The organism is Priestia koreensis, assembly GCF_022646885.1.
GTDB lineage: Bacteria > Bacillota > Bacilli > Bacillales > Bacillaceae_H > Bacillus_AG > Bacillus_AG koreensis_A.
In genome coordinates this window covers 1,887,243-1,900,671 of record NZ_CP061868.1, presented here as the reverse complement: position 1 = coordinate 1,900,671, position 13,429 = coordinate 1,887,243, and the positions used below count along the sequence as shown (strand labels likewise).

The following is a 13,429-nucleotide window of genomic DNA, read 5'->3' as shown; positions in this document are numbered from 1 at the left end:
ATTTTTATTCTATTTATATTTTATGTTTTGGAAAGGGAGATTTTAAATGAATAATGTAACAATTTCGGGTGTTGGTCCACCAGTCAATTCTCAATTTGGAGAGTTACGAACGGCAAGAAAATTCCCCATAATAGAACTTACCTCTGTATATGGAATCTCAACTTTACGAGATATTGTAACCACAACAGGATCAGGAACAATTGTAAATAATTCTACTGAATATATTCTAGCTACTTCAACTGGAGCAACTGACTCTGCCATATTGGAGAGTGCTGAGCGCGGCAGATATGAATCTGGCTTTGCGTGCGAATCAGGAATTGCAGCACGACTACCAGCAGCACCTACCGGAAATCAAATTGCTCGTTGGGGTCTATTTGACAATCAAAATGGCGCTTTCTTTGGGCAAAGTGTGGCTAACGGTATCTTTGTAGGAATACGGCGAGCAGGGAGTGATATTATCATTCCTCAAGCATCTTGGAACGTCGATCCTTTAAATGGTTCTGGTCCGAGTGGAGCCACTCTTAATTTAGCAAAAGGCAATATTTTCGAAATTATGTTTACGTGGTATGGATACGGAGTAATTGAATTTAGAGTCGTTATACCTGATCCTGTCACTTTAGCTCAGGAAGTCATCACTGTGCATCGATATGCTCCATCTGGTCAGACCAGCTTTGCAGACCCCAACCTTCCATTGCGTGCTGAAGTATCCAATGCGGGGACAGCAGGCGTATTTATTTTATTTATCGGTGGTCGACAGTATAGCATCATAGGAGACTACAACCCTATATTTCGCATTACTTCTGATAGAAGAACCGTGACTAACATACCTGTTGGAGGTACGGTTCCCATCCTTTCTTTTAGACGGAAAACGGTTTTTCCAGCTGGCTCTGGGCGTACCAACTCTGTATTAATTAGTCTAGAAGGTGCTGATTTAATTTCCACTACAGATATTTCCTTTCAAGTTGTTTTAGACGGAACGATAAACGGAACATACGTTAACTTCCCAACCGCTAATACGATTATTCCAGATAATGAAACAGCCTTACTTGTAAATAATACGGCTACTACCATTTCAGGTGGCGAAGTCGTTTACCAAGGTGTATCAGCAGGTGGTACTGGGATAAGTAGACTTCGAGCATCTGTTGAATTATTAAATTTTGAACTTCCTGATACAAGTATTGTAACGTTAACAGTAACAAATTTGGGTAATAGTCCAAGTAATACGGTTTATGGGACATTTCGATTAACAGAAAGCTGGTAACAGTGACACTTCAACAATAGATGTATATCATCTTATTAAAGTTAAAGCATAACATAAGAACTCGTCATACCTTCTCACATGGAGATAAAGGCGAGTTCTTTATTTTTGAGCAAAACAACCATGGACACTAGTCGTGACCCTCTGTTCCAGATTACATAGTATGTATAGAGGAATTTTCCTCGAGCGACTTTTATTGAAACGAATGGAGGTAAAAATTTGGGTATTAATAATCTCGTTATCAATAGTAGCTTTGAAACCGGTAGTCTAGCACCTTGGGTTTCGTTAAATGGAACGATCACAAGAGACTATTCTCATACCGGTTTCTTCTCTGTCATCTTACAGGGAGGAACAGTTAACTCATTTCTTTATCAATTTGTGCCTGCATCTCCTGGTGAAAGCTTCGAGTTTTTAGTTTCAATTGGGAAACTAGGACCTGGAACACCACCAGCAGCTACTTTACAAGTTAGCTATTACGATGCTGCATTCAACTTCTTAGGATACGGTGTTATCGAAAGCATTGATATTGATCGTATTCCTGACATTACAATTAATGACACATGGCTTGAGACTTATCGTAATACATCTCCAGCTCCTGCCGGTACTACTCAAGCACTTGTCCTAGTAAATAAACTTCCAGGTGTGGGAGTTGCTGATCTAGTATTTGATGATGTAGAGCTTCTTACTGCTACTGGCGGCGGTAGCGTTGGCCCTACTGGCCCTGCTGGTCCTACTGGTGCTGCTGGTCCTACTGGTGCTGCCGGTCCTACTGGTGCTGCCGGTCCTACTGGTGCTGCCGGTCCTACTGGTCCTGCCGGTCCTACTGGTGCTGCCGGTCCTACTGGTGCTGCTGGTCCTACCGGTGCTGCCGGTCCTACTGGTGCTGCTGGTCCTACTGGCGCTGCTGGTCCTACTGGCGCTGCTGGTCCTACTGGTGTTGCTGGTCCTACTGGTGCTGCTGGTCCTACTGGTGTTGCCGGTCCTACTGGTGCTGCTGGTGCTGCCGGTCCTACTGGCGCCGCTGGTCCTACTGGTGCTGCTGGTCCTACCGGTGCTGCTGGTCCTACTGGTGTTGCCGGTCCTACTGGTGTTGCCGGTCCTACTGGTGCTGCTGGTCCTACTGGTGTTGCCGGTCCTACTGGTGTTGCCGGTCCTACTGGCGCTGCTGGTCCTACTGGTGTTGCCGGTCCTACTGGTGCTGCTGGTCCTACTGGCGCTGCTGGTCCTACTGGTGTTGCTGGTCCTACTGGCGCTGCTGGTCCTACTGGTGTTGCCGGTCCTACTGGTGCTGCTGGTCCTACTGGCGTTGCTGGTCCTACTGGCGCTGCTGGTCCTACTGGTGTTGCTGGTCCTACTGGCGCTGCTGGTCCTACTGGCGCTGCCGGTCCTACTGGTGTTGCCGGTCCTACTGGTGTTGCCGGTCCTACTGGTGCTGCTGGCCCTACTGGCGCTGCTGGCCCTACTGGTGTTGCCGGTCCTACTGGTGCTGCTGGCCCTACTGGCGTTGCTGGTCCTACTGGCGCTGCTGGTCCTACTGGTGCTGCTGGTCCTACTGGTGTTGCCGGTCCTACTGGCGTTGCTGGTCCTACTGGCGCTGCTGGTCCTACTGGTGCTGCTGGTCCTACTGGTGTTGCTGGTCCTACTGGTGCTGCTGGTCCTACTGGTGTTGCCGGTCCTACTGGTGCTGCTGGCCCTACTGGCGCTGCTGGTCCTACTGGTGTTGCTGGTCCTACTGGTGTTGCTGGTCCTACTGGCGCTGCCGGTCCTACTGGTGTTGCTGGTCCTACTGGTGTTGCTGGTCCTACTGGCGCTGCTGGCCCTACTGGCGCTGCTGGTCCTACCGGTGCTGCTGGTCCTACTGGCCCTGGCGTTACCAACACCTCCGGATTTGCGGCTAATACAGGTGGTGGTGTTATCGCAGTTGTATTAGGTGGTACGTCTGTTCCTCTTCCAAATGCACAAGACTTATCAGGCGGTATTACAGTTGACGGTACGAATACAGTCTTTACAGTTCCAACTGCTGGTAGATACTATATTACGTATCAAGCAAAAACGACCGCTGCTTTATTATTAGGTTCTCGTTTAATTATTAACGGTGCTCCTAACCTTGCTTCTACAGTCAACCCTGTGTTAAGTATTTCAGAATTTAATGCCGATGTTATCGTTACTTTAGCTGCTGGAAGCACCATTACACTTCAATTCTTTGGCTTGTTAGGTGCAGCGACACTTCAAAACGGTGCAGGTGCTGCATTAACGATTGTTAGATTATCCTAACCAAAAAGGAATATATTCACAACATTTCACCAAGAAGCCTCAGGTTTCTTGGTCTTTTTGATCTTTTAGACAAATAATAAAAAATCCAAACCTCTAACTATTATGCCCTAAGTAGTTAGAGATTTGGATTTCAATATTAATTAACTTTCATATATGCTCAATGTGGATCACTAGCGTTTGTCCAGACAAAAATGGTTATGTTGTTACTTTTCTTTCTCCAATCCTAGTTTCCCCTCTAACAGCGCCTTATTATTAACAATTCGCTGATCCTCTGGTCGATAAGTTCTTGCTTGTTCGTTATGATAATACGATTTGGCAAAATTTCCGAGTCTGTAGTAGCACAGACACATTTGTAAATGCGGATACCATGTGTAGTAAGCAGGGTAGCTGAAGCTCCACTGATTTGGATCTGCCTTTTGTTTTGTCGCAACATCATACCAGTATACGGCTGATTCGTAATCCTCTTTCACTTGAAAGTTGTAGCCGATTCTACTAGTTGCCTCTGCTCTTGGCGTCTTCGAAAACTCAAACGATTGAAACAATGACTTAAGCTCATTGTCAAGATCACCTAAAAACCGATAACAGTCCGCTTTATTAATACACGCATACACCTTATCTTCTATCCAGCCTTCAGCCATGCTAATATTTTTATCGTAGCTCTCAATCGCTTTTTCATAATGGCCATTTTCGCGAAGCTCGTTTCCATAGTAGAAATGATCACGCGGAGAGAATTCATCTCCTCGATCGATTTTCTTCTGATAAATACCTAATGTCCGTCCAACAGAGTGCTTTTCCTTTTTATGCGTAACGGAAATGTCTGCGTTAATAACGTTCCCGTACACTTCTAAGTATTGGTGAGCATCACCTTTCCAAACAAAATTTCGAGAGCGCTTAATTAATCGATTGCGACGATAGCGAAGCGTCACGTTCCCAAATTCATCTGTTCCTGCATCATAATACATAGAAACAGAATCAACAGAAGGATCAAGCGTTTCTTTTAATTCCTTTAACTTTCGTTGATCTTCCTCTAACAATACGTCATCTGCATCTAAAAACAAAATGTAGTCACATGTAGCGTATTTAAATGATTCGTTTCGCGCCGCTCCAAAATTCCCAATCCATTCAAAGAAAAATATCCGGTCCGTATATTCCTTAGCAATTTCAACCGTCCGATCCGTTGAACCTGTATCAACGATGTTTATTTCATCCACAATATCCTTTACCGTATCAAGACACCGTGCTAAGAGCGCTTCCTCATTTTTCACAATCATACATAAGCTAATGCTAACCATGTATACCCGCCTTTCTCTCTACAAAAAATTAAATTTCAGCGCTTGTTTATATCACCGATTTTTACCCGTTCTTTATAGAATATTAATATAGCGCTTAAATGGTGCACTCAATAGCTAGGATAAGTAGCCCCATTCTCGTCTTTCCATGCGCAGTCATCTTCTTTCTACATATAATAATAGAAAGACAAAGCTAAGGAGGGTTTCTTTGAATAACCTTATTTCACACATTGCAAAGCACATTCACTCAAAAGAATACAGCAAAGCATTTGATTTGCTTCAAGTTCTGCAAAAAAATGGTCCGAACTCACCTGAACTGTATTTATTAACGGGAATCGCTTATTTAGAGATGTCAATGGTTGAGAACGCATGGCTTTGGTTTTGGCGTGGTCATGAACAGTTTCCATCAAATCAGGCGCTTAAAAAATATGTTTCTCTATCAAAATCTACGCAAGAAAGAGAATGGAAAATAAAACAAACGCTTCAATCGCTTCATACAACCTCATCATTTAACCATAAAAACGAAGACCTTCGTGTTCTCCAAGGTTCCATTGAAATTGCTAATCAAATGCACACGTTAGCAAAAGGACTTCATTATCACGATGTTTATGCTAAAACATTAAACTACTACCCTTATTATTTAGGCTATACGTCTGACTACACGTGGTCATTGCTTGATCAAAAAAACACGCCTTCTTTAAATGAGAAACTCAGAAAGCTCTCCCAAGAACTGTGTGATCAATTTGATCTGTTTCATTTTCATTTTGGTACGTGTTTAACATGGGATGCTTCTGATATTCCAATACTAAAAAATGATAATAAAAAGCTGCTGATGCATCATTGGGGAAGTGATGCACGCATAGGTTCACTTGCCAAGCAGACAAATCCATACGTCGTTGTTAAAAACCAAGACGAGACAGGCATTCGTCGTAATCTAGCAAGACTTGGTCACTCATTTCAACATTGTATCGTTCCAGATATGGAATTAGCTCAGTATGTAAAGGACTACTATGAGCACGTTCACATCCTCCCTTCTTCCATTGATTTAACTCATTACGGCCTCGTTGAACCTAAACAAAACAACAAACCGCTAATCGTTCACGCTCCAACCTCTCCCCTTGTAAAAGGAACTTCCTACATTACGAAGGCTATTGAACATCTAAAGCTAACGTATGATTTTGATTTTGAACTCATTCAGGGAAAGTCTCATGAAGAAGCGAAAAAGATGTATGAGCGTGCAGATTTAATCATTGATCAGCTCCATATTGGAAGCTACGGTCTTTTGGCCGTGGAATGTATGGCGATGGGGAAGCCTGTCATCTGCTGGATTAGTGACTATATGAAGGAACATTATCCAGATTCCCTTCCAATTATTTCTGCAAATCCTGATACCATTACCGAAATCATTAAACAGTGCCTTGAAAATCAAGACGGTCTTATGGGTATCGGCAAACAGGGACGTATTTACGTAGAGGAACACCACGATATGATCAAAAATAGCGCTACGCTGTTAGATTTATATACACGAATCAAATAGTAAAAGGGACCCTTCTTGTTAACAAGAAATGTCCCTTTTTTCTACTTTTTAATAATACGACCAGGGTTTCCAACCACTGTATGATGATCAAGTACATCCTTCACTACGACTGTACCTGCTCCTACGATGGCGTTTTCCCCAATCGTAATTCCTGGAAGAAGCGTTGCGTTGTTTCCAATTTTCGCCCCTTTTTTGATAATGGGACCCTGATGCTCATAATTGCCCATCCCCATATACATATCATTAGACGTTGAACAACACGGTCCGATAAATACTTCGTCTTCAATGATCATATCGGCTGTAATGTAGCAACCCGTTTGAATGGTAACACGACGACCGATTGTTGTATTCGTTTCAACAATAGCGTTTCGACCAATAATACTGTCTTCACCAACGGTTACATGTTCCCGAATACTCGATAAATCTCCTACGAATACGCCGCTCTCAAGCGACGTTCCTCGGTAAATTACGCTATTACACCCTACTCGAACATGATCACCGATAAGAAGTGGACCTAGCTGTTTTCCTGGCTTTCGAGCCATTTTTTTATTTGAAGACGTATTTTTCCCTAACACCGTTAAATCAGCAATTTCAACGTGACTACCGATTTGAGTATCCTTTTTAATCACAACATGATGACCAATGGTCACATGATCCCCAATGGTCACATTTTCTTCGATGACGACGCCTTCCCCTAAAACAACCTGATCTCCAATAACAGCTGATGGATGAATCATACTAAGCTCTCCTTACTTTTTTTCATATTTTAAATGGTATTGTAGATGGAAATGAGCTGATCAACGACTTTTTCTGCTGCATGATATTTTTCCGCGTACGCTCTGCTTGCGATACCAATCTTGTTGCGGCGTACAGGATCTTTGATTAATGCTGAAAGCACGTCGTAAATCGTTTCAGGTGTTGCAATAACAATCGGAAGATCCGGCGGTAAATAAGCCTTTACGTCATCACGAATATAAGCGATTACCACTTTTCCCATCGCCATCGCTTCTACGCTCAGCATTCCATGAGTCCCGCATAGCAATTGATCAATCACGATGTCGGACTGCGCGTACATTTCGGTCGCCTCTTTATGACTTTTCTTTTCAATCGTCTGGTATAAAAAGGAATGATCTCCTTTTAGTCGTTCAATCGCATTTTCTACGTATGAAGACCCTTTAAACTCACGATTGGTCGGCGCATGAATAATTTTTGGTACTGCATTTGTTGCGGATGGATAAGAAGCCTGGAAATTTTCGATATTACAAGCTAGCGGAAGAACGTGCACGTTTTTATAATAGTCCTTTACATGAGGCACCATCTCATAATCCTGTACAATAACGTGGTCCATATAACTTGAGAACTGCACTAAGCGCTGATGAATTTCCTCATCGGTTAGATAACTAGGTGGAAGCGGATATGAATTAAGCTTTGCCACATTCGTTGTTGTCCGAACATCATTCCCCCAGTGGTGCATAATCATTTTTTTACCCGCTCCCTTGATGAGGGGAAGATCTCCGCCCCCTAAAAGAAACGTGTCCCCATTATGAAAATGAAACAAATCTCCCTTACTAATTATCGCTGGTAAGTGTCTAGCAATCTCGTAGGCATCCGTGCTTACAATATCTCCACTATAGTTTAAGTAACTATGAAACCAATTGTAGCCCGCTACATCGTATCCTTTTTTACGTAAATGCTTGCATAAAATCCCCATCTGTCCGGCTATTTCAGTTGGCCCATGAACAATTTTCATCTGCATCTCTCCTTCTCCATTAGTATATTCATATGAAGGAAAGTGGTTATCTGTATGCCTGTAAATCCGCAGACAACCATGACCATTTCTATCTTCTTGTCATATACTAATAAGAATTAAAAAAGGAGGGAATTTAATTTGTCTACTCGTCCCTATGGATTTCAAACGCCAGAAGAGCTAAATATTCACAATCACATTTGCATTCTGCCGTTTGGTGAATATGGCTCTGAAACGCTTGAATATGAGTGGTCAATGGAAGAATTACGACCTTATCAGTTTTATTTAGTCAATAACGAACCGGTTGATCGGATGTTTACATCATTTATTTTCAATGCTTATGAAGGTCGAAAAGGTTATTCCATTCACCCTATGTACGCGGGCTTTGAACAATTAGCTCAAAAAGAGGACTGGGATTTTATATTAGATCGTTACTTTACGAAAGGATATAATTTTGATGCCCTTTCATTAAACACGCCGTTTGCACAATATACAGACGTTTGGATCACCATTCCTTATCCGCTTACCTTTCAAGAAAACTTCGGGATGATAAACGGAAGGTTCTATAATTTCAAATCACCTGCTGATCGCCTTGATGCAGTTAAATGGTGGATTGACGCGTTTCTTGCACGCTGGAATAGCAGCTTTCATCTACACGATAAGCTACGCTTAAAAGGCTTCGTATGGCAACGAGGAACCATCCCTAAAGAAGATGAGGAACTGGTAAAAGCGAGTGTTCAATATGTTCGAAGCAAGCAACTCTTATCGATGTGGCTTCCGTATTTAAATGGATATGGATGTTATGATATTACGTCTTTTGAATTTGATGTAGCAAGTGCAAGTGCAAATTACTATGGGAATACAGAAATATCTTCCGAGTACATTATGCACGTGACCAACTATGCGAAATATCATCGTACAGGTGTTCAAATGATTGCTGGAAAAGGCCCTACATTTAATGCCACTCACATTACCGACTATATAGACGGAGCAAGCACGTACGAATATGATAAGGCACTTATTGTCTGTGACTTTGCGAATCAAAACCTACGTGATCTCTATTACAGCAATCCATCTTTGTATCAAAGCCTCTATTCGTTCCTCAAACGTTAAAAAACGGAGGGAGTACCTATCTACAGGTACTCCCTCCGTTTTTTATAGCTGTTCGTATATCGCTAGTAGCTGCTCAATGACGACATCACTACTGTGATACGCTTCGACATATTTACGCCCCTGCTCTCCGTGCGTTCGTCTTAAAGATGGGTTTTCTAAAAGCTTCTTCACCTGATCGTATAACGTATCAGGGTTTGCATTCACGATTGGGAGTTCACTTGGAAAACGTGAGATTAAATCTTCCCGAATGTAGGTGACAACAGGTTTTCCTAGCGCCATTGTTTCTACGCTAAGCAGACCATGTGACCCACACAATACTTGATCAATAATTAGATCTGCTTCCTTATACAGCTCAATCGCTTCTGAATGCTTAAGCTTTTCGATGCGCTTGTAGTCAAAATCATACTCTTTTCTCAATCGCTCAATGGCATTCTCAACGTGCGCCGTTCCTTTAAAATCTGGATTTGTTGGGGCATGTAAAATCAAAGGACGCTTTTTCATTGGATCAGGATAGGCAGGGGTAAATTGAGAAAGATCAATCGCAATCGGCACGACGTGAACGTGATCGTAATAGTTTTCAACGTACGGAACCATTTCATAATCCTGTACAATCGCTTGCTTAATATAGCGGGTCATTTTGGTTAACCTTTCATGCATCACTTCATTAGGAGGTGAATCACCTGTGTATACATATGGATTGTGGATACGGGCTATATCATGAAACCGTACATCATTTCCCCAATGATGCATCACCATTTTCTTACCTAATCGCGCAATCTTTTCTAAATCTTCGAAACCTGGTGACAACGTCGTTCCATAGTGAAAATGAAACACGTCGAACGCCCGAATAATATTTTCCCGTTCTTGCTCAATCGTTTGTTCATCCGTATTGACTAAATGATCCTCATACCCTAAATAGGAGTGAAAGGTATTATATCCAATTGAATAGTGACCCTTCTTTTGCAGTGCTTCACTTAAAATACCCATTTGACCTGCAATTTCCGTTGTCCCATGGAAAACCTTCATCTAATACTCTCCTTTTAGCCATTTATACGTTTTTTCAAGACCTTCAATTAGCGTATGATTGTTACGCCAGTTCAACTCAGATTCAATCTTTCCAATGTTCATTCTCCGCCTTGTCACCACATCAACTCGTCGCTTCGGAAGGAACTGTAGCTTTCCTTTTTTATTCGTCACCTCTTGGATATGTTTGGCAAGCTGTAGTACGTTCGTTTCAACGCCTGTTCCTACATTGTATACCCCACCAATGGAGCGATCATCTAGTGCCGCTATATAGGTTGCTTCTATGGCGTCTTCTACGAAGGTAAAATCTCGGGTTTGCTTTCCATCACCAAAAATGGCTAACGGTTCCCCTTCTTCAGCTGCTTCAAAAAACTTTGCGACAACCCCGCAATACGGATTTGTAATAAGCTGGCCCGGTCCATATACGTTGGAAAAACGAAGCGTTACGACCGGGAGCTGATAGAGGTGATAGTAAACCTGTGCATAATGCTCGGTTGAAAATTTACTTGCCGAATACGGTAGTTTAATATTGTAGTAGGTTTCAGGTGTTGGAAGAATCTCCGCATCACCATATACAGAAGCCGTGGAGGCATAGACAAATCGTTTTAACTTTTGGGCATACTGATGCGCATGCTGAAGCAGTAAGTAGCCTCCGTACATGTTTGTTAAAAAATCTTCATTTACGTTCTCAACTGAATTAACTAAGTTTTTACATGCAAAGTGAAACACATAGTCTACTTTCGGCAGTACGTCCTTTAGCAAATCTTCGTTCGTAATGCTTTCTTCATAAAATGTAATCTTCGTGGACGTAGGAATCGCCGCCTTATTGCCGGTTGCAAGGTTATCAATGACATAGATATGGTCAGCTTCTTTCAGTAGTCTTTTTACAAGCTGCGAACCGAGAAACCCTGCTCCTCCCGTCACTAAAATGGTGCCCATGCTCATAACGAATCAATCTTCCTTTCTCTTCATGTGTGCGGTTGAAAAATGATCAAGAGGCAGTGTCACGATCTTTTGCTCGAGAGCAGATTGATAGAGAGCAAAAATGGTCTCTAACGCCTTCTTTCCTTCTGTTCCATTTACTAACGGTGTTCCTATCTGGGTGTTAATCACTTCTAAAAACTGTTGGTACATGGATAGATGCTCCGAATGATCATTAACCAGCTCGTTCACATCAGAATCGGTTTCTTCTCCATCTACGTACCATCTTGTAATAATATCCAGACCTGACCCCTCTATTGAAATGGTACCTTTTTCACCAAATATGGAAAGCGAATAACCAATGTTGTTTGGTTGGGTGATGACATTTGCTTCGATGATCCCCTTTGCTTCATTCTCAAACGTTAACACGCCCAGTGCGACGTCTTCTGTTTCTTTAACGGATAGATACCGTGAAATATCCCCATACACAGATTTCACATCACCGAGAAACCACTGTAATAAATCAATGACGTGAATGCCTTGATTGATCAGCATCCCACCATCTTTTTCCCAATCTCCGCGCCAAGGAGCTGATGTATAATATTCTTCAGAGCGATTAATTCGCATACTGGCTACCCCTAAGTACGGCTTCCCAATTTTCCCACTCGTAACGACATCTTTGATTTTTTGCATAATGGGACGAAAGCGCATTTGATGACAAACCATCACGTGTCGATTATGCTTTTTTCCCCATTCAATAATGTCATTAGCATCTTCAATGGATAAAGCAAGCGGTTTTTCAATAATAACGTGCTTACCGTGTTCGATGGCTTCTTTTGCAATTGGAGCGTGTAATAAAGAAGAGGTTGCAATAATAATGACATCAATGGAAGAATCCTTCATCATATGATGATAGTCTCCGTAATGATGAATACTCAAATTTGCCCCAGCGCTCTCTTGATATAAAGAGGCTGCTTGTTTCATTCGCTCCTCTTGAATATCACTAACAGCTACAAGACACGCATTCGGACATTCAGCAAGGCTTTGAATGTGCCGCTTTGAAATATAGCCGCAGCCAATTAAACCAAATGTAGTCAAGCGTTTACACCTCCTTTACAGATAAAAGCACGCCAATAACCTCATCTTGTTCTTCTTTCGTGATGAACGGATCAAGCGGAATGGCAAACAGCGTTTCGGATAAACGCTCGGATACAGGAAAGTCTCCCTTTTTATAGGAAAGATCTGCATATACTTCTTGCAAATGAAGACATTGCGGATAGTACACACCGCTTTGAATATCTTGTTCAGCAAGCTTCTCCATAATTTCCTTGCGCTTTGTTGATCCTAAACAAAAGAGGTGATAAATATGGGTGAGATGACGGGATTCTTGTGGAGGAGTGAATAAAGGATGGTGGGCTAGATGGGAGCGATAATATGCTGCATGTTCTCTACGCTTCTCATTCCACCCATCAATTTTATCTAATACAACCAGCAGAATCGCTGCATGGATTTCATCTAATCGGCTGTTATAGCCAATGGAATCGTGGTAATACTTTTTCGATGTTCCGTGCATTCTTAACTTCCGAATACGCGCTGCTAGCTGTTCGTTGGAGGTCGTAATAATTCCGCCGTCTCCTAATGTTCCAAGGTTTTTTGTTGGAAAAAAGGAAAAGCAGGCCACGTCTCCTAGGCTTCCTGTACGGCGTCCTTTATAAGAAGAGCCGAACGCCTGACATGCGTCCTCAATCACATATAATTGATGTTTTTTCGCAATTTCCATAATGTCATCCATCTCGGCTGGCTGACCGAATATATGAACAGGAATGATTGCCTTCGTTGAAGATGTAATCGCCTCTTCTACTTTTTTGGGGTCGATATTGTACGTAACAGGATCCACGTCAACAAATACCGGTGTTGCTCCTACGCGTGAAATGGCTTCTGCACTAGCGAAAAAAGTAAACGGTGTCGTAATCACTTCGTCTCCACTTTTAATGCCGAGAGCATCTAAGGTTAAAACAAGCGCATCTGTTCCGTTCCCAACGGCTACCGCTTCTTTTACACCTAGCTTTTGGGCAATTTTCTCTTCTAACTCTTTTACCTTTGGTCCTAAAATATACTGTCCCCCGTCAATGACCCCTTCAATTTCTTTTAAAATATCGTCCTTAATGGATTGAAATTGTCTTTTTAAGTCTACTAAGCTGATCATAGCAGTCTCCTTTTTAATATAAGTCGTGTCATGTTGTTCGTTTTTGAATGCCTATGTCCTG

General features: G+C 42.3%; 11 protein-coding genes. 4 read left to right on the top strand and 7 right to left on the bottom strand.

Annotated features, from left to right (window positions below; all coding sequences use genetic code 11):
- The first annotated feature begins 262 nt into the window (after nt 1–262).
- Nucleotides 263–1,261 carry a hypothetical protein gene (locus IE339_RS09485; protein WP_242175586.1) on the top strand — a complete coding sequence of 333 codons (999 nt, stop codon included), beginning with the start codon at nt 263–265 and terminating at the stop codon, nt 1,259–1,261.
- A gap of 216 nt (nt 1,262–1,477) precedes the next feature.
- Nucleotides 1,478–3,532: an NTTRR-F1 domain gene (locus IE339_RS09480; RefSeq protein WP_242175585.1), complete on the top strand. Its 2,055-nt coding sequence runs from the start codon at nt 1,478–1,480 to the stop codon at nt 3,530–3,532.
- A gap of 203 nt (nt 3,533–3,735) precedes the next feature.
- Here the strand turns inward: IE339_RS09480 and IE339_RS09475 are convergent, their stop codons facing one another.
- The gene (locus IE339_RS09475; RefSeq protein WP_242175584.1) at nt 3,736–4,824 is read right to left on the bottom strand and encodes a glycosyltransferase; all 1,089 of its coding nucleotides are present in this window, start codon (nt 4,822–4,824) and stop codon (nt 3,736–3,738) included.
- Between the two features lie 205 nt (nt 4,825–5,029).
- Here IE339_RS09475 and IE339_RS09470 point away from each other — a divergent pair, with 205 nt between their 5' ends.
- Nucleotides 5,030–6,358 carry a glycosyltransferase gene (locus IE339_RS09470; RefSeq protein WP_242175583.1) on the top strand — a complete coding sequence of 443 codons (1,329 nt, stop codon included), beginning with the start codon at nt 5,030–5,032 and terminating at the stop codon, nt 6,356–6,358.
- Nucleotides 6,359–6,399: 41 nt separating this feature from the next.
- Here IE339_RS09470 and IE339_RS09465 read toward each other — a convergent pair whose 3' ends face one another.
- Together IE339_RS09465 and IE339_RS09460 are read right to left on the bottom strand one after the other, a co-directional pair.
- The gene (locus IE339_RS09465) at nt 6,400–7,095 is read right to left on the bottom strand and encodes an N-acetyltransferase (RefSeq protein WP_242175582.1); all 696 of its coding nucleotides are present in this window, start codon (nt 7,093–7,095) and stop codon (nt 6,400–6,402) included.
- Between the two features lie 29 nt (nt 7,096–7,124).
- Nucleotides 7,125–8,108 carry a glycosyltransferase family protein gene (locus IE339_RS09460; protein WP_242175581.1) on the bottom strand — a complete coding sequence of 328 codons (984 nt, stop codon included), beginning with the start codon at nt 8,106–8,108 and terminating at the stop codon, nt 7,125–7,127.
- A gap of 138 nt (nt 8,109–8,246) precedes the next feature.
- Here IE339_RS09460 and IE339_RS09455 point away from each other — a divergent pair, with 138 nt between their 5' ends.
- A complete protein-coding gene (locus tag IE339_RS09455) occupies nt 8,247–9,218 on the top strand; it encodes a DUF4855 domain-containing protein (RefSeq protein WP_242175580.1) in 972 nt (323 codons plus the stop codon).
- A gap of 42 nt (nt 9,219–9,260) precedes the next feature.
- On the opposite strand, the gene IE339_RS09450 is transcribed toward IE339_RS09455, so the two are convergent.
- The 4 genes from IE339_RS09450 to IE339_RS09435 are packed head-to-tail and all read right to left on the bottom strand — an operon-like array spanning nt 9,261 to nt 13,368.
- A complete protein-coding gene (locus IE339_RS09450; protein ID WP_242175579.1) occupies nt 9,261–10,244 on the bottom strand; it encodes a glycosyltransferase family 4 protein in 984 nt (327 codons plus the stop codon).
- Nucleotides 10,245–11,186 carry an NAD-dependent epimerase/dehydratase family protein gene (locus IE339_RS09445; protein WP_242175578.1) on the bottom strand — a complete coding sequence of 314 codons (942 nt, stop codon included), beginning with the start codon at nt 11,184–11,186 and terminating at the stop codon, nt 10,245–10,247.
- 6 nt (nt 11,187–11,192) lie between these two features.
- The gene (locus IE339_RS09440; protein WP_242175577.1) at nt 11,193–12,260 is read right to left on the bottom strand and encodes a Gfo/Idh/MocA family protein; all 1,068 of its coding nucleotides are present in this window, start codon (nt 12,258–12,260) and stop codon (nt 11,193–11,195) included.
- 4 nt (nt 12,261–12,264) lie between these two features.
- Nucleotides 12,265–13,368 (bottom strand): DegT/DnrJ/EryC1/StrS family aminotransferase, encoded by a 1,104-nt coding sequence (locus IE339_RS09435; protein ID WP_242175576.1) that lies wholly within the window; start codon nt 13,366–13,368, stop codon nt 12,265–12,267.
- Nucleotides 13,369–13,429: the final 61 nt, after the last annotated feature.